The organism is Flammeovirga sp. SJP92 (assembly GCF_001583495.1).
Taxonomy (GTDB): domain Bacteria; phylum Bacteroidota; class Bacteroidia; order Cytophagales; family Flammeovirgaceae; genus Flammeovirga.
Genome location: NZ_LQAQ01000061.1, coordinates 200,277 through 217,614, shown reverse-complemented (window position 1 = coordinate 217,614; position 17,338 = coordinate 200,277). Strand labels below are relative to the sequence as shown.

Annotated in this window: 14 protein-coding genes; 10 read left to right on the top strand and 4 right to left on the bottom strand. The window is 34.6% G+C overall.

All coding sequences use genetic code 11. The features are described from left to right. Positions 1–88 precede the first annotated feature (88 nt). The gene (locus AVL50_RS13625) at positions 89–1,942 is read left to right on the top strand and encodes a HAMP domain-containing sensor histidine kinase (protein ID WP_062617049.1); all 1,854 of its coding nucleotides are present in this window, start codon (positions 89–91) and stop codon (positions 1,940–1,942) included. Here the strand turns inward: AVL50_RS13625 and AVL50_RS13620 are convergent. Both AVL50_RS13620 and AVL50_RS13615 read right to left on the bottom strand, forming a co-directional pair. Continuing rightward, positions 1,934–2,893: an L-threonylcarbamoyladenylate synthase gene (locus AVL50_RS13620; RefSeq protein ID WP_062617048.1), complete on the bottom strand. Its 960-nt coding sequence runs from the start codon at positions 2,891–2,893 to the stop codon at positions 1,934–1,936. The genes AVL50_RS13625 and AVL50_RS13620 overlap by 9 nt on opposite strands. Before the next feature lie 2 nt (positions 2,894–2,895). After that, positions 2,896–3,624 carry a VC0807 family protein gene (locus AVL50_RS13615; protein ID WP_062617047.1) on the bottom strand — a complete coding sequence of 243 codons (729 nt, stop codon included), beginning with the start codon at positions 3,622–3,624 and terminating at the stop codon, positions 2,896–2,898. Between the two features lie 75 nt (positions 3,625–3,699). On the opposite strand from AVL50_RS13615, the gene AVL50_RS13610 reads away from it, so the two are divergent. The 3 genes from AVL50_RS13610 to AVL50_RS13600 all read left to right on the top strand — a co-directional run bounded on the left by AVL50_RS13610 (position 3,700) and on the right by AVL50_RS13600 (position 6,343). Next, positions 3,700–5,400 carry a caspase family protein gene (locus AVL50_RS13610; RefSeq protein ID WP_172826839.1) on the top strand — a complete coding sequence of 567 codons (1,701 nt, stop codon included), beginning with the start codon at positions 3,700–3,702 and terminating at the stop codon, positions 5,398–5,400. A gap of 173 nt (positions 5,401–5,573) precedes the next feature. Then, positions 5,574–5,966 (top strand): DUF2147 domain-containing protein, encoded by a 393-nt coding sequence (locus AVL50_RS13605; protein ID WP_062617045.1) that lies wholly within the window; start codon positions 5,574–5,576, stop codon positions 5,964–5,966. A 125-nt stretch (positions 5,967–6,091) separates the two neighbouring features. Beyond that, positions 6,092–6,343 (top strand): acyl-CoA-binding protein, encoded by a 252-nt coding sequence (locus AVL50_RS13600; protein WP_062617044.1) that lies wholly within the window; start codon positions 6,092–6,094, stop codon positions 6,341–6,343. Between the two features lie 172 nt (positions 6,344–6,515). Here AVL50_RS13600 and AVL50_RS13595 read toward each other — a convergent pair whose 3' ends face one another. Next, positions 6,516–9,053 (bottom strand): LysM peptidoglycan-binding domain-containing protein, encoded by a 2,538-nt coding sequence (locus AVL50_RS13595; RefSeq protein ID WP_062617043.1) that lies wholly within the window; start codon positions 9,051–9,053, stop codon positions 6,516–6,518. 290 nt (positions 9,054–9,343) lie between these two features. Here AVL50_RS13595 and AVL50_RS13590 point away from each other — a divergent pair, with 290 nt between their 5' ends. From AVL50_RS13590 to AVL50_RS13565, 6 genes are all read left to right on the top strand, one after another. Then, on the top strand, positions 9,344–10,339 hold the full coding sequence (locus AVL50_RS13590) for a C40 family peptidase (protein ID WP_062617042.1): 996 nt from the start codon (positions 9,344–9,346) through the stop codon (positions 10,337–10,339). An 860-nt stretch (positions 10,340–11,199) separates the two neighbouring features. Further along, positions 11,200–11,769: a helix-turn-helix domain-containing protein gene (locus AVL50_RS13585; RefSeq protein WP_062617041.1), complete on the top strand. Its 570-nt coding sequence runs from the start codon at positions 11,200–11,202 to the stop codon at positions 11,767–11,769. A gap of 381 nt (positions 11,770–12,150) precedes the next feature. Continuing rightward, on the top strand, positions 12,151–12,786 hold the full coding sequence (locus AVL50_RS13580) for a hypothetical protein (RefSeq protein ID WP_157491327.1): 636 nt from the start codon (positions 12,151–12,153) through the stop codon (positions 12,784–12,786). Positions 12,787–12,920: 134 nt separating this feature from the next. Beyond that, the gene (locus AVL50_RS13575) at positions 12,921–13,475 is read left to right on the top strand and encodes a hypothetical protein (RefSeq protein ID WP_062617039.1); all 555 of its coding nucleotides are present in this window, start codon (positions 12,921–12,923) and stop codon (positions 13,473–13,475) included. Positions 13,476–13,537: 62 nt separating this feature from the next. Then, complete coding sequence (locus AVL50_RS13570; RefSeq protein WP_062617038.1) at positions 13,538–14,275, top strand: hypothetical protein; 738 nt, start codon at positions 13,538–13,540, stop codon at positions 14,273–14,275. A gap of 34 nt (positions 14,276–14,309) precedes the next feature. Then, the gene (locus AVL50_RS13565) at positions 14,310–14,885 is read left to right on the top strand and encodes a hypothetical protein (RefSeq protein ID WP_062617037.1); all 576 of its coding nucleotides are present in this window, start codon (positions 14,310–14,312) and stop codon (positions 14,883–14,885) included. Between the two features lie 66 nt (positions 14,886–14,951). Here AVL50_RS13565 and AVL50_RS13560 read toward each other — a convergent pair whose 3' ends face one another. After that, positions 14,952–16,634: an MAC/perforin domain-containing protein gene (locus tag AVL50_RS13560; RefSeq protein ID WP_062617036.1), complete on the bottom strand. Its 1,683-nt coding sequence runs from the start codon at positions 16,632–16,634 to the stop codon at positions 14,952–14,954. Between the last annotated feature and the right edge of the window lie 704 nt (positions 16,635–17,338).

Here is a 17,338-nt window from a genome sequence, read left to right as displayed (position 1 = left end):
TTAAGCAGATTACTAAACAAAATCTGAATAAACTGTGATTTTTTTTACCAATCTCAGATTTTACGTAAAGTAAACTAAACTTACGATTATGAATAATGGAAGTTTAAGAGGCCGAATACTTACTGTTTTTATCTCCTTTTCAGTATTATTTAGCTGTATCTCGTTTATTACTTATAAATATATTCATAGAAGTGAAGAACTCGATCAAGTAAAAGCATGGTTAATGCACTTGGAGGTAAGTGTCTTGGATTTAATAAAAAGAGACGCTACCGATATATCAAATGATCTTTCATCCAACTATTACAATGAGGTTTCTTTGAATGACTTTGTCAACAAAAGAAGCAATAGAGTCCACCTCGTTTCTGTGAGTATTGATAAATTACTGAATCATGAACAAATCAAAGATTGGGAGTTAGAACCTCATTTGATGTTCATTGACAGTCTTATTGACCGTTACAATGATCAGGTCATAAACCTTATGCAAGCCAAAAAGGATCTAGGTTCTGATACCACAGGCTTGTATGGGAAGATGTATGAAAATGCGGAAATCCTCAGTCAGCTGAACAATATAAGACACATGAAGTTGTTTGATCAAATGCAATTGAATGGGATGAAATATCTATTGGACCCAAAGACTTCATTTGTATTGGAGATCAATAAATCAGCGGGACAATTACAGCAGGAACTAGAAAAAAATCCACAAAAGAATAAACGCTTGATCAAAGCCGTAGATGATTACCTGTCAGCTTATAATGAAATCGTTTTGATTTACTATAAATTAGGGAAAACGAATTCTGAAGGCTTGAAAGGAAAATTGAATAGCACAGCTTCATATATTGAGTCTGAGTTTGATTCATTGAGTACAGAGGTTTCAAGAAGATTCATTTCACTGATGTGGAAAGTAAAGCTTTCCTACTTGCTGGTTTCTTTAGGTGCCGTTTTATTTACCGTGATTGTGGGGTATTACACTGCCTCTCGCGTTTCAATGCCTATTACCGTTTTACAAGATAAAACGAGAAGAATCATTGAAAACGGATATGTTGCGAAGGGCGATGATGTAGATTTCAAAGAATTAAGAAAGCCTACTAGAGAGGTCGCTGCGCTTGCTGACTCGTTTCAAGAAATGTATGAGATGATTCAAAATCAATTCGCAGAACTGGAACAAGGTAACCGCAAACTGAAAAGTTCGAAGAAAAAATTAATGGAAAGTAATAGAGTGAAAGACCAATTCTTCTCTATTATTTCTCATGATTTAAAAGGCCCAATCAATACACAGATTGGCTTTTTGAAATTATTGATGGAAAGATCTAATGCCTTTTCTCCAGATGAAATTCAAAATCTTTCAAAGGACATGTTGAATTCTATGAAGAACATGATGGCATTGATGGAAAACCTTCTTTCGTGGTCAAGGTCGGCTTCTGATGCCATTAAGTTTGATATTCAAAAGAACAATATCACAAAGATCATCAACAGAAATTTGAGCCTATTGCAACCTAATGCTTTGGATAAAAACATAAAGCTTATTTCTGAGGTGGAAGGTGATCATTTTGTTGAAATTGATAAAAACAGTATTGACTGTGTGATCAGAAATTTACTTTCCAATGCATTGAAATTTACATCGGCAAATGGAAAAGGGATGATCAGTATCTCTGCAATGGAAAGAGGAGGAAAGCTGGAAGTGACCATTACAGATAATGGTACAGGTATGACAGAGGTTGAATTGAAAAAACTGATTGATCCAATGGTGCAGTTCTCAAAGAAAGGAACAGCAAGAGAGAAGGGTGTTGGTTTGGGAATGATTCTAGTACAGGATTTTGTGAAAAGAAACAACGCCAAATTATTTATTGACTCTCAAGAGGGGGTGGGTACTCGATGCACTATCCTTTTTGATATTATAGAAGAAAAAGAATTAGAGACTATAAAGCAAGAGCAGCTATCCTAAGGATGCTGCTCTTTTAATTCTATCATTAATCGCTCTACCTAAACTTTCTTCTGGCATCCATTCACCGAGAATAAATTGAGGTGCAAGCTGATCGATTTCTCTTAAATATTTGAACAAGTTTTGTGCTGCTTCTTTCAAATCTCCACTTTCTGAAAGGACGAATTGTTTTTCATCAGGAAGCTCATCAAACTTTGATTGTAATGAAAGCGTGACGACATCTTTACCTTCGTGCACTTTGATAAGTTCTTTTATGTTACCCAATAAAAGTGTAGCATTTGGTGCGTAGTGTCTATGAAGCATTCCTGGTGCTTTAGGCTGAGATGAAGATTGAGCATTGACCTTCACAGGCCCAATTACTTTTTCAATTTCCTCCACAGGAATTCCCCCTTTTCTATAAATAGTTGGCTCACCATTAGGGAAGCCAACAATAGTAGACTCCACGCCAACATTGCAGGCTCCTCCATCCAAAATATAAGGAATTTGACTACCTAATCCATCTTGCACATGTTGTGCAGTAGTGGGACTGATGTACCCAAATTTATTAGCACTTGGTGCAGCAACAGGAAAGTCCAAAGAAGCTAAAAGAGATAAAGTAAGTTCATGTTTAGGTACACGAACTGCCACAGTATCCAACCCGCTTGTAATAAGATCATGAATCTGATCTGACTTGGGTAAAACCATTGTCAAAGAGCCAGGCCAAAATGCTTCTGCTAATTTTTCAGCTTGGGGTGGCAATTCGGAGATATAAGGTTTTAATCGTTCTAAGGAATTACTGTGAACAATAAGCGGATCAAAACTAGGACGTTCTTTGGTTTCAAAAATCAAAGAAGCCGCCTTTTGATCCAAGGCATTCCCTGCAAGACCATATACGGTTTCAGTAGGCAAGCCAATCAGCTGACCACTTTCCAATATCTCTTTTGCTTTCTCTATCGAATGATCAATTAAAGCCATTTTTATTTTTCTTTCTCTTTTTCAATATCTTCAAAACCCACAAGAACTTCCTGCATTTCAAATCCAGTATATTCTTTCACTCCCTTGATAAGGTACATTAATGCACCCATCATCACAATTGTAGAAGGAATGGCAATTACTACCCAGCTCCATGCTGTCATTTGTCCCAACTCTTTTGTGAATTCTACGGTGTCTGAATTACTTTTCACAATCACTTTTGCCAAAATATAGTTCAGAGCAGAAGACAAAAAGAATGAGCCAGCCAACATGAATGATGTTGTTTTTAAACGCTTTTCAAAAAGTTCGCTCGTATTTCTAAACTTTAATTGTGCCTCAATTTTTTTGACATCCAAAAAGTTTTCATTGTATAATAACTTCTCTACTAATGGGTATTTTGTGAAAGTAGAGATAAAAACAATCACACCAATTACACCTGGAATCATTGCTTCTTTTATTGCAATATATTCTGCTGGTAAATGCAACAGTTTAATTCCTCCCGTTAGTGCTACATTAATTAAACCTAACACAGCGATGATACTGATATCCTTTCGAGCAATAAAATCATAAATACCATATACTAGCGGAAATGCGATTGCAATCAGCACTGAGTATAGATCTCCTAAGTATTCTGGATCACTCAATTTGCTCATTACAAGTGAAGGAATAACAATATTTAGTAATAAACTTACTACTGGTGATTCCTTTTTCTTTTGTTTTTTTTCTAATTGCATTTTTTTGAGGTATGAAGTTTGTTCACTTCTTTATATTGTAATAAAATCTCACAAAGATACAGAATAAAAAAACCATTGAAAATACGCATTGTGAATAGTCGTCAAATTTTACTTTTTTTCGTCCTATTTTTTAGTACAATAGGAGGCTATGCTCAATCTCAGTTCCCACCATCATTTGATTTGGATGGAGATGAGCGTTTTCCAAGCATTACTTCAGACGGGAAAGTACTTCTTTTTGCCAGGGAGAATAAAGCAGGCTTTACTTTTCTTTTATCGAATAAACTTGATGGTAAATTTATGCCTCCAACTACTTTGGAACTGCCGAAAAATTTACCCTACCCTACAGGGCCAATGATCAGTTATGATGGCCGTTGGATTTATTTTTCAGCCAAAGGGAAAAACTCAGGAAGTGATATTTACAGAATGAAACGTTGGGGGCGTCGATTAGGGAAGCCTCAGAAAATAGAAGGAAAAGTAAACACAAGCGGTTATGAAATGTATCCGTCTTTGACCAAAGATGGAAAAGGTCTATATTTTTCTCGTTTAGAAGATTTCTCAGACCCAATTGATCTGAAATACGCTCTTTATTATTCGGAGTTGGACAAAGATGGAAAATGGGGAGAACCTGTAAAGCTTCCAGAAGGAGTGAATTTATACAGTGAAAAAGAGCCAAGAATCCTTCCTGATGGCAAGACGTTGATGTTTACATCAAAAATTAGCGATGAGAGTTTTGATTATGATGTGATGATGACAAGAAAAAACGACGACGGTACTTGGTCGGACCCTGAACCGGTATTGTCTATCAATCAAAGTAAACTAAATCACCCGCCGTGTATAGATGGAGTAAGTCAGAAAGCTTACTTTTCAAGAGATGGAAAGTTGATGGAAATTCCTTTGAACAAGGTCATTGAGACCAAAGGAGAAGTGAAAAAGGAAGTAGCTTTAAGTAGAAATACAGACAACTCTCAAAATAGTGATAAGGCTAAGAAAGAAGAAGCTTCACCTGCTAAAAAGCCTTCTTCAGTTTCCTCTTTTTCTGACTTGGGGTTTGATATCAAAGATTATGTTCCTGAACCAAAATACAAAGCCATCATCATTGGTATCAATACCTATAACGATGGGAAGATTGCAAGTTTGGACAATCCAGAAAAAGATGCGGCTTCATTGGAAGAAATATTGACGACTTATTATGCTTTCAATAAAGAAGATGTAAAATTACTTCTGAGCCCAACAAGGGAAAGCTTGATTGAGACTTTTGACGCAATGATGGAAGAGTCTTCAGAAAATGATCATATCCTGATTTTTTATGCAGGCCATGGACATTGGGATCAAAGACGTAAGGCAGGGTATTGGTTGCCTTCGGATGCTAAAGCAAAAAGTACGGCGAACTGGGTGAGAAATTCTACCATTAAGGAATATGTCGCTTCTTTTAAAGCAAAGCATGTCTTGTTGATTTCAGATGCTTGTTTCTCTGGTTCTATTTTTAAAACAAGAGCGGCTTTTGATGGTGCAGATAAATCAATCAAAGCATTGGAATCTCTTCCTTCTCGAAAGGCAATGACTTCAGGAACATTGAAAGAAGTGCCAGATGAAAGTGTTTTTGTGAAATACCTTCAGAAAAGATTGATAAGCAATCAAGAGAAGTTTATCAGTGCAAGATCACTTTTCGATAGTTTTAGAGTGGCCGTGATGAATAATAGTGAAAATGTGCCTCAATTTGGTGTAATCAATCAAACTGGTGATGAAGGAGGCGGATTTATTTTCATCAAGAAATAATAACATTTAGGAAAGCAGATGATAGATTAAATCTCCTTTAAGTCTTGAGGAATAAATTGTGTAATTGAACCGATACGATTGAAAAATTTAAATTCATTTAGTATCGGTTCATTTTTTTTATTACATTTAAAAATGAATAAACATTCTTTTAATACACTAATTAAACACGACTTATGACTGATTCTCAACAAAGTTTTATTGAAGGCGTATGGTTAACAGGCCTAAAAGATGCACATGTTGCAATTGAAATTGATGATAACGGGAAAGCACAAGGCAGAATTGTGTGGATGGAGAGAGATAAGGAAGAAGACGGAGGCCCAAGAATCGATAAATTGAACCCTGATTCATCTTTGAGAGAACGATTATTAGAAGATATGTATATTCTAACGGATTTTGAATACAAAGGTAATGGCACTTGGGAAAGTGGGGCGGTGTATGATCCGGATTCGGGAAAAACGTACAGTGGAAGTATCCAAAGTACAGGACCGAATGTATTGAAAATGAGAGGTTATGTTGGTATCAAACTTTTTGGTAGAACAGAACTTTGGACAAGAGTAAACGATTAATTTTTTATATAAACAGATGAATTTTAAAAAAGGGTGAGCATTACGGTGATTTATTTTGTTATTAAAATAACCGCTCATCGGCTTTAGTTTTATTTTTCATCAACATAAACAACACTTTATACACTATGGCATCAGATGCTTTTAAAGACGCACAAGTAAGAGTCAATCAATTATCAGAAAGACCATCAAATGATGATCTTTTAAAGTTGTATGCTTTTTTTAAGCAAGCAACGGAAGGAGATGTGAATACTGAAAGACCCGGTGGATTTGATTTTAAGGGAAATGCAAAATGGGATGCATGGAAAAAAATCGAAGGAACTTCAACGGAAGACGCTGAGTCAAAATACATCACACTTGTTAATCAATTAGAGGGATAGGAGAATCCTTTCCTGAGAAAATACAAAACAAAAAAGTGAAGCCTTAAAAACTTCACTTTTTTATTTTACTGCCCCATCATCAGCTTATGATTTCAACCATAGACTGATAATGGATTTTTTTTGAAACGTAAAGCGATGCTGTTGCTTACGTTTGCAATAGTATATTTTCATTTTAAGCAATCATACCATTCCCTTTTGAAGGGCTTTTGGCAAAGCTCAAACCAGATTTCATCATACTATTTCCGCGGTCAGCTACTCTTTTATCAGCAGGACCTTCTTTATTGACAATTTCTTGAATCACTTCTCTTTCATCAATCAAAGCCAATTGTTCATAAGAAGAATAACCTCTTTTTCTGGCAATTGTATTGATGGCATCAGAAAACATTTGCCCTGTTTTCACAATCCATTTGTTTACCGTCATATCAATAGCAAAACCAAGTCCCATGGCCGAATTGATAAAGTCAGTCAATGGAACAGTACTTGATCTGAATCCACTGGTCTGAATATTTAATTTAATACCCAAAGCAGGTTTAGCGTATGCTTTTACAGACTGTTCAATTTGTGCTTTGATTAAATCAGGGTGGAATGCAGCTCTGATAAATGGACCATACAATTGATGATCACCACGAAGGACCTTCTCTGCTTCAACACCTTTTAAAGTACCATTAGGGAATTGTATAATTAATTCACCTTGATGAATGTCGTTGTTTCTTGTAGTGTAAGTAACATCAATACCCGCCGATTGGAAAATGGCTTTGAAAAGTGCAGGCTGGCTAACTTTCATTCTTGCAATTACAGGAGCTAAACCTCTGCCTCCACCTGCAAATTGAATAAACCCATAAGAGAAAAAGGCTTTGTCGTAACTATTGATCGCATCAAAATTACCTTCATGACTGGATACCACTTGCATAGCTTGTGCTAAGGTAGTCGATAGTCCTACATCAGTATACACTTTCAACGGAATATTGGAAGGTAAAGATTTACCAACATAACCCACACCGTCATAAAACTGATTGTAACCACTGCGCACAAAATTGGTGAACTCAGCTACCTCATTATTTCCTGTGATAGGGTGAGGGAATTGGAGTTTGAATTTTGTAAACTCTCTTAAAAACTTATAAGTGATATCGTTGGGTTGGATCTCTCCGTATTTAAATGAATTGGTACCAAGCATTTGAGCTCTTGCAGGTGTTTCTACCCACCAATTCAATCGGTATTTATTTTGAAGATTTTTTATAGCAGCAAGTGTTTTCGGAATTCCATTTCCTGGCACTACACCACCAGATCTTTGTGCAATAGCATGTGCATTTTCATTATGAATACTTGATAGACTGCCTAATTGCACCAAGCGTTGCTGTACTCTGTTCACATCATCAGGCGACATTCTGTAACTGCTGCCAATTGCACCTCTTAAACCACTGGTGAAAATTCCTTTTCCGTCTTCTTTACTCAAGCGATAAATACTGTGCCCTTGTTGATTTTGCAATGTAGATGAGCCTTGAGAAGGTGTTGACTGTTGCGTAGAAGCAGAAGGAATCATCAATTGCTGTCCTACATAAATTCTACCTTGTGGCAGTTTGTTGGCAGCTACTAATGCCTGTGGAGTAACGTGAAACTTTTTGGCAATTTTAGAAATGTAATCACCTGCTTGCACCGTGTAAACTCTATAATTAGGAGTAGTAGGGGCAGGTGGTGGAGTTGGTGTAGGACGTACTGAAGGCGGAGGTGTAATGGGATCGACTGGCTTTACATTTGATTTAGAAGGTATTTTTAAAGTTTGACCAATATAAATCGTAGCGTCAATGGCCATATTATTCGCCGCTAATACTTCAGCAGGACTGCAACCGTATTTTCTACCGATAGCATACAAAGACTCACCTCTTTGTACAGTATGTGTTTTGCCGGTGCTACTTGGTGTTGTAGGAGCGGAAGTTTCTGGAGCTGCCTTTGGAACTCCTTTTACTTTTAATTCTTGTCCTATATAAATAGGAGTACTTCCGTCTAGTCCATTTAGTGCTAGAATTTGTTGTGGACTAAGTCCCACTTTTCTAGAAATTTGATATAAAGTATCACCTTGTTGTACAGTATAAACAATCTTTTCTTGGGATGAAGGCGTAGACGTCACCGTAGTGTTATTGGAAGGTGCAGGAGCAGGAGTTGGTTTTGAAGCACTTGGAATCGTCAATTCTTGTCCAATGTAGATTGGAGCATTGTTTCCCAATCCATTTTCTTCCAAAATAGCCTGTGGAGTTGTATTATATTTTCTTGCAATTGCATACAAAGATTCACCTTGACTAACGGTATGTGTTTTTTCTCCAGAATTACTTGGGCGGGGTTGGGTAGGTGCTACTGTAGTTGTGCTTTGACTTGTTTTATTTCCAGAAGGAATTTTTAAAACCTGTCCAATATATAAACCATCAGAAGGACTAAGTCCATTTAAAGTGAGAATCTCCGTTGGGCTCACTCCATATTTTCTTCCAATGGCATAAAGTGAATCTCCCTTCGCTACAGTATACGTACTGGTGTTCACAGTACTTGATGTGTCTGAAGGCGGAGCACTGCTGCTTGGCTTGGCAACAATAATTTCCTGCCCAATTTGTAAAGGAGGAGCACTTGTCCACCCATTTAAGGCTAATATTTCTTGGGTTGATATATTATTCTTTCTTGAAATACCATATAAAGTATCTCCTGCAACTACAGTATATTTCATAAAAACAATATGTTTTGGCGTATTTTTTTGCTTTCCGCTATAAGGAAAATGAATATCATAAGAAGTAATGCTTTTTTAGGTCAAATTATAGGATGCTTTTGGGTTTAAAACTGCATTGGAACATAAAGTTGAGCATTTTCATACCTAATACTTAGAATCCAAACAATCTCTTATGAAAAATCTTACGTAAGTATTATTCTTCCATTAAAAATTCCTACATTGTTTATACAAACACTTATCATATTCATTTTTTATTCAATTTAATCAACATTATTTTGATTCGGTAGAAAATGGAACAGTTTAATACGGTAATTATGAAATACATTTTCATTTTTTATTTTTTATTAGGTTTCGTTTTAACTTCTCACGCCCAAAGCGACAAAAAACTCCAAAAACTTTTAAATAAGGGGAAGTACGATAAAGTGATGACACAAGGCATGAAAGCCCATCAGAAAAAGTACAACGAAGCGTATCCTTTTAAGTATATGAGTTGGGCCTGCTGGTTTAAAGCACAAACTTTTTCCAAGTTTTCAGACCAACAATGGAAATATCTGAAAAGATCTATCGAACATTATGTAAGGTATGAGAAGTTGAAATCCTCTACTGATAAACCGTTAGCTACTTTAGAAAATAAAATCACTTTGTACTTGACTGAATTCAGTAAAAAAGCATTGGAAGATCAGAATGATATTTTACTGAGTGAAATTAATCAGTTAAGTGAAAACGTTTTTGTGCTTGAAATTGATGAAACCACCTCAGATGCAATAGTGGTATCTGTCAAGGAAAACAAAGAAGCCTTTTCTCCTTTTTCATTTACCTATCAAGAAGGAAGCTATGAGACTTTTTTCAAAGCAGAAAATATCAATATACCTCCTTATTTGATTGCCAAGAAAGCAGATGATTATATTGGTGTTCCTTATAAATACGCCAAGGTCAATCCTTATGAAGGCTTTGACTGTTCTGGATTTGTGCTGTATGTCTATAAGCAGTTTGGTGTAGAATTTCCGCATAACACCAAAAGAATTGCTATGCTGGGGAAAACCATTGCTCTGGAAAATGTACAGGAAGGAGACATTGTTTGTTTTGGTTCTAGTGATTCAGATGACTACCAATCCATTTCTCATTTGGGAATGATTTATAAAATAGAAAATGAGAAGATCAAAATGATCCATTGTGGTACAAGTACAGGAGTTATTGTAGCTCCCCTAACGGATGGGTATTGGAAATCAAGACCTTATTTTATCAAAAGGCTTTTGACGTTGGATCAAGAAAGAATGTTGAAATAAAAATAAAAGCCCACCATAAATGGTGAGCTTTTGACAAATTACTGTGTGTTTTCTTATGAGGATTTCTCCTCGTACAAAGTTCTTACATAAATATTATCGTAAGATCTACCAATCAATAATTAAAGTATTATCAAGTAACGAAAAAATTAGAGTATTAAATTTTCTTTTGTAATACTATTATTACAAACTGATTGATCAATAGGTCTCAAATTCTTCTTTCTGGGCAATGGAGAGGATGCAAGCAGCATCCTCTCATTGCTAGCAGTAAAAGTGATAGTGTACAATAAGATAATAGTAAAACTGGGGTAAAATGAGTCGCCAATGGATACTGAATATCCAGTGTATAATTTCTTTAAGATTGGGTTGGGATTATTAAATTCAGTTATTCTTAGATGCTAATCAGTGTGATGTTCTTCGTGGTAATAACTGTTAATCGTTGTGTTGTGGTTTAATGAACGGAGAGGTTTGAAAAAGGTTGTAAATATTTTCAAATTTTATTTTTTGGAGGCATTTAATGGGATAAAAGGACCCAAAAAATCATTTTTTTAGGACAAAACTGCACTTTTTTATATAACTATTCCAAGATATGAATTTAACTATACCAATAAATTGTACTATTAGTATAATGTGTATGTATTTTTAAAGAAAGTGGATTTTTTTTTCTCCCACTTAAAAAAGAGTGTACAAAGTGACCGTTGTAGTGTGATAAACACTCTAATTTTTAAATGCTGATCTATTTTTGACCCATTTTTATAGAAAAAGTGCTGTTTTTTGTAATTTTTGATTGATATTCAATACATTATAAAGTATTTTGTTTATTTATTCTTTAAAACTTAGTTTTTCACTGCGCATACGGTTTCATGAAAAATCTCCAACTACAAGATAGAAAATACCTTCAACGTTTGCTTGAAGCCAAAATCTATGCTGTTGCTCAAATAGCAGAGGTGTTGGAAGTTTCTGTCTCTACCATTTATCGTGAACTAAAAAGAAATACACACCCTGTTATGAGAAGGTACATTGCTACCTATGCTCATAAATTGTACACTGCTCGTAAAAAGTTTGCTGGTGGACTTAAAAAAGCGCGACTTCTACTGCCGAATAAAAAACGAAAGGAAAAATATCAGTTGCATCATGAAAGACGTTTTATATTATGGCGGTCTGACCGAAAGAAAAGAATACAGTTACGTAATAAAAGAGACAAATTTAAAACCCATTTCAAAAGCTACGCCATACGATTAGGTATTAAAGAAGTGACCTACTTTGATGATTGGAAATTACTAGACCTCCTCGTACAACACCTCAATTTTATAAAAGGACTGTCAAAAGAATCATCTACTTATTACTCACTAAAAGTGTTGTATCAAAAAGAACAAAAATTTACCGTCTGGAAAAACGCTTTACTACAAAGTGTAAAACGTAAGTGTGTCTAATTTTTGTGAAATGCTCTCTCTGAAGCTCTTTTTGCTTTCCAACCCAACAATCTTTCCTTGATTTCCCCTTTTCAAAAAATACTTTTAAAGTACCACTTCACTTTCCCGTTTCATTTTTCTAAGCCTTTACACTTTTTAGTCTGTTGTAAAGAGGACTTTTGCATTTGCTCACGATTCAAAATTTTTTTTCAAAAGGCCATTAATTTTTTTTCATTTGAAAATGTGTTGAGTTGTAAGTCAAAAATCATTTTGTATTACAACTGGAATCAAAAATGATTTGAATCTTATTGTGTTAGTACTATTTTTAAGTGCTTAAAGCAAAATTTAAACTAAATGGATAGACGAGATGATGTTTATCAAATATAATTATATAATAAAAACATGAGAATTTTACTGTTAATCTTCTCTTTCTTTACAATAACTTGTTATTCAAAACCTATGGGAATAGATGTAATGTTGATCTCTAAAGAAAAAGGGGATAATCGCGTTTTTTTTGGAGATTTTAGTAGGCATTTTTGCAATTTTCTATGTGGACCTGATGCCTATGAAAACTCTGAATTCCAGCAAATTCAGAAAATAACTGGATTGGACCTTAGTATTTTTAGAAGTATTCCTGTGAATTTAGAACCTGACATTCATGAGTTAGAGTACAAGCTTTATTTGGCTAAAGAAGAGAATGATCCAACTAAAATAAAATTAATAAAAAACGAGATTGAAAGAACTAAACAAGAATGGGAGGAAAACTATGACTCCCTTAATGAGGGTTGGGTAAAAGTCATTGATTTGCAGAGAACTACTAAAGAACTACTTTCAAAGCTTGCAGACAATGGTCATGTTGATGAAGAACTTAATTATAATTTTAACTGGGATGATTATTTCGAATACAAAACTCGAAAACCTAAAGACGACCTTTCCTTCCTTGATAATACACTTATTGACGACTTAAAATCTCTATTAGTTGGGCTTACACAAATGTCTCAAAAAGGAGTAACCCTTGTTACTTTTGATTTTGGATAAAATTAGTAAGTAAAAGACTTACACATGAGTTGAGTTTTTAGTGATATGTATCGGTTTGATACCAAGAATAAGGGAGACAGAAAGGAGTTTTATCCTATAAAAAATATTATACAGATCCTAAACCATATTATTAGATGGGAAGAATTGAAAATGGTTTTTTGAACTTACTTATGCAGTTTATTTTGTTGCCAATTAAGTTTAAATGGGCGATTTACTTTTCGGCAATACTATATACAATCTGGTCTGAACTTTATATTGGAGTAAATCGGGTTTTTCCACTAAACATACTAGGTGCTCTTTTTATCTTGGGGTATCTACAAACCTCACTTTTTCTGTCGTTTCACTACTCACGAACTCTTTTCAGGACTTGGACAAGGAATAATAAAAAATATTTACAATCAGCCTTAATCATTGGAATATGCTTTTTACCTGGTTTTTTCACCTTTAAAATAATTGATGAGATTAAAGAATATGAGTTTCAGAATAATTCAGAGAATACGTCCTCTCTTGTTATAGTTGTTCATAATGTAGATAAGAAAGTAAAATATGAATTTCAAGTAGATGGATGGAATTACCAAGGTTGGACAAAAAGAGAGCAACGACAAAAAGGGGATGAAATCATCGTAGAATACTCAAAGTCGTTTCCTGCTTTAAATAGGGAATTAGAAAAGAAATTGTATAAGAATTAACTAGTATCACTAGTTGTTCTATCCATAGAAAGATAGATTACAACAATCTGGAACATTAGCACATGATAGCAAAAGTAAATAGAGTAGTAACAATAGAGGAAATAAATGCTCTTATTGACGCAGGGGCTGATATATTGAGTTTTACAGTTTCAAACAAGATATATGAAGATAAGAGAATTATTTCATTGGAATCTGTTGTAAAAATGATGAAAGCTATGGATGCTCCCAAAACACAGTTCTGTATTCATTTCGATTACGACTCTTCTTTCTCTGTTTCAGAACAACTGAGTATCACTAAAAAATTAGGTTTCAATTATATTGAATTTCAAGTTGATCACTTCATGTCAGAAATAAGGGATAATTCTTTATTGAGTGAGGTACATTACATTCTTTATGGTGATGGAATTGGTTATGATAGTCCTTGGTGCCATTATGATTCTCTATTTAAACTTCCTTTTAAACCTGCTTTTGTCACATTAGATACAGAATCAATTGTTACGGGTAATTGGGCTTATTTAAGATCTGAACATGAACTTGGCATCAAACAAGAATTTACGTCAGATGTCTTGATGGAAACAGCACAAGAACAATTGAAGAAAATCGATAATTTAGTTTCCGACTCTTTTGAGATCGCTACTTTAAAAACTGATTTGAAAAACGTTAATACAAACGGAATAAATTTGTCTTTAAGCAGTAAGTCAAATGAACTTCTTAAGGAAGAAGTGATTATTGGTGAACAAAGTGGCTATAATTTTACACTTGATGAGGTACTTGAATTCATTAAAATAATAAAGAAGTAAGACCTTTGAAAGTATCACTCAACTAAATCCAGAAATGAATAAATCCTTTCCAAGATTGATAATACTATTTTTTTGTTTAGTAGCTGGTATTATTGAAGTCAATGCTCAATCTCTTGAAGATTCATTGATCGTAGATATCAACAATATTTTATACAAAAGGATAAGTAAGGATAAAGGTGCTGAATATTTTGATTTGAATGGTAAGCCAAGGGTTTTAGGGCATTCAAAATGTGATACTTTGAAAAACCGACAAATGGCTACAATATTTAAAATTGTAGGAAGAAAATTAAACATACCGAGTAGTTATGTAAGGAACTCTCATCCTGATGATTTTCAAAGTGAATTTATTTTTAAATGCTCTTTTCTTATTGAAAAAACTGGAGAAGTAACTAATGTGCGGTTAATAGGTAAATTGCCCTCTTTGATAAACCCCTATGAATTATTCCCTCCCAATATTGAATTTCCTACTCTAGATCCGGTAACTGATGAAAATGGAGATCCAATTGTTGTGGAAAGGGTGGATGATATATATGTAACATGTCTTTGTTCTCCCCCAAGGTATGAGGAAGAAAGCTCAAAAAGGAAAAAGAGAAGAAAAAAGTTAAAATAACAATAAGACGAAAAGAGGTTGTCTCAATTGTAATAAGACAACCTCGTATACTTCAAATTTTAATTTCTAAAGGCCTTTGATTTTTACTTCTAGGCCGATGGCATATGCTTCAGCTAGCCTTTTATCTACATTTCCATGCAAATCTGCATTGAATTCTGTCCAAGAATTTTTGGTAGATGGAAAGGACTGTTTAGCTAAACTACCCATACCTCCAGGACCATTTACAAAAATACCACCTCCAATCACGTTTACGCCATTTCCTAGCGTTGCCTTTTCATTGCCGTGTGATACAGGTGCAGGCGTTTTTTGATGTACTACATTTCTATTAATTGCCAATTGATCACTTTTGATGCCAACAGCGTAACTCGTCAATACTACATTACTTGCAGGACTATTATAGTCGTGATTTGTGGAGGTCCATCTATAGTCATCTTCTGGATAACTAGAAACCATATATTTCAAATTGCCGCCATTTGCTTCTGATGAACAACCTCCACCTACAAGATAATAATCATCAGTGATGGTGGCACTTGCTGTATCTCCTCCAGCTTGAGTATTTGTTCCTTGTTTTTGATTCACTTTCACATCCAAGAAATTTCCAGGGTCATATACACCAATAGCATAGCTTGTGATGTATTCTTCAGAAGAAGGTTCAAAAGCATCATGGGAGGTAGAAGTCCAGCCATTGATTTCATTTTGATTGTCCAACTTAGGATAGGTGCTTAATAACCATGTATTTCCCTCTTTTGTTATTTTAGCTCCACCAGAAACGATTTTGAAATCTTTATCTCCGGAAACGTTGACCGTAGTAGGGGTATACGCAACACATTTGGTATAATCTGTAAAAATGGTTGGGTATTCAAGGCTATGTTTTAATATAAATAGGTTTACATAATCATTTAGGAAATTGGCGGCATCCAAAAGATCAATTGCTTTAGCAAGTTCAGCAAAACTAATTGATTCATACAAACCATATGTACTGTTAGAGTCAATGCTTTCAATCCACTTGTCAATACCAGTGTCAGGTTTTTTGAGGTCTATGCCACCCGCTGCAATTGCACTACCTCCCGAAATATCTTTAGTAATACTCAGATTTTCAGCAACTCCAGATTGATTTAATTCGTATGCTGCTGAAGCAGAAGCATTGACAGAACTTACACTTTTGTAAGCGGCCTCTACTTGCACCTTGACTTTAGTTTCATCCTCATAAGACTCACCATAAGATTGAATATCTAATGAAAAGGCACCCCCAAGATTCCATCCTTTGGCAATATGGGTGCCATAATTCTGGATAAAAGCTTCTGCTTTTTTCAGGTCATTGATCTCTTTTAATGCAGTGATTACATCTGTATCTATAAAATTGATGATTTCACTGATGGATTGATTAAAATAGACATTGCCTACATTAATAGTACCTGTACAAGATGCATTAAAAGAGGAAGAGGTTTGGTATTTACTATTGCTAGCATCAACTTTCAAGGAACCACTATAGAAGCCATAACTTCCAGAAATACCAATAGTCCCCGCTATTTTCTCATAAATTTTCAGTTCAGATTTTTCTTGTTTGTAAGTAGACTCATTTGTCTTCATACTTGTTTGTACAGTGATATGATCGGCAAGTTTATCACTGTCTTTTCGAATATCAATCAAATATTTGATGATATTATTTAGGTCTTGGGCTACAGCAGAGTCCAGCAAATTGAATGACTGTAACACGTAATTAGAAACGATTGACTTTTGTGTGTTCATAATGTTAAGTGCTCAAAAACGAAATCTATTGAACCGGGTAAAAGGGTTATAAGAGTTAGGTTTTTGAGTCTTGTTTGAGTTTATTAATTGATAAATGATTACATCAGGAATAGATGTAATTTTTCCTACTCTGTTAGAAATGGGCTTTTCGGAATCCACCAGCATAATCAAAATGAATAGTAGCTACTTTTTCGAAAAATTTGTGTTTGATTATAGTACAAATATCTCCTCTTATTTTAGATTTTATTAGAGTATAAATACTGGTTTGAAAAATCGAGTATTTATACCCACTTTAAATAATGTTTCGTGTTGTAGTAGTCCGTTCGAAGATATATTTAATTGTCCTTGCAGTGGAAAAATGCTCTTTAGGAGAAGGTATTATGTAAACTGTAGGGACGTTTTTTTAAAAGGTATTTACTTTTTTTTACCATTATAAATTAGTTACATTGTAAACTAAGTTTTCGTTATTTTTGATGTTTAGAAATCAGGAGATTTCTGATGATATGAAGGACACGAATGATGCTAACGCTTAACATTCGCGCCATTGAGCTTTCTACCATTATAGTTTGGTAGTACTTCCCCTTGGCATTGACTTCTAAGCCTAGGTTTTTTGCTTCGTTTTTCATCAATGGAAAAATGAAGCTTGAAAGTAGGACATAAAAGCCTGCAGAATAATTGACTGAAAGTTTGTGGTAATTTAGTTT

Coding starts and splice junctions, on each gene's coding strand:
- AVL50_RS13625 (WP_062617049.1), top strand. CDS start 89: ATGAATAATGGAAGTTTAAGAGGCCGAATACTTACTGTTTTTATCTCC.
- AVL50_RS13620 (WP_062617048.1), bottom strand. CDS start 2,893: ATGGCTTTAATTGATCATTCGATAGAGAAAGCAAAAGAGATATTGGAA.
- AVL50_RS13615 (WP_062617047.1), bottom strand. CDS start 3,624: ATGCAATTAGAAAAAAAACAAAAGAAAAAGGAATCACCAGTAGTAAGT.
- AVL50_RS13605 (WP_062617045.1), top strand. CDS start 5,574: ATGACTGATTCTCAACAAAGTTTTATTGAAGGCGTATGGTTAACAGGC.
- AVL50_RS13600 (WP_062617044.1), top strand. CDS start 6,092: ATGGCATCAGATGCTTTTAAAGACGCACAAGTAAGAGTCAATCAATTA.
- AVL50_RS13595 (WP_062617043.1), bottom strand. CDS start 9,053: ATGAAATATACTGTAGTTGCAGGAGATACTTTATATGGTATTTCAAGA.
- AVL50_RS13590 (WP_062617042.1), top strand. CDS start 9,344: ATGGAACAGTTTAATACGGTAATTATGAAATACATTTTCATTTTTTAT.
- AVL50_RS13585 (WP_062617041.1), top strand. CDS start 11,200: ATGAAAAATCTCCAACTACAAGATAGAAAATACCTTCAACGTTTGCTT.
- AVL50_RS13580 (WP_157491327.1), top strand. CDS start 12,151: ATGAGAATTTTACTGTTAATCTTCTCTTTCTTTACAATAACTTGTTAT.
- AVL50_RS13575 (WP_062617039.1), top strand. CDS start 12,921: ATGGGAAGAATTGAAAATGGTTTTTTGAACTTACTTATGCAGTTTATT.
- AVL50_RS13570 (WP_062617038.1), top strand. CDS start 13,538: ATGATAGCAAAAGTAAATAGAGTAGTAACAATAGAGGAAATAAATGCT.
- AVL50_RS13565 (WP_062617037.1), top strand. CDS start 14,310: ATGAATAAATCCTTTCCAAGATTGATAATACTATTTTTTTGTTTAGTA.
- AVL50_RS13560 (WP_062617036.1), bottom strand. CDS start 16,634: ATGAACACACAAAAGTCAATCGTTTCTAATTACGTGTTACAGTCATTC.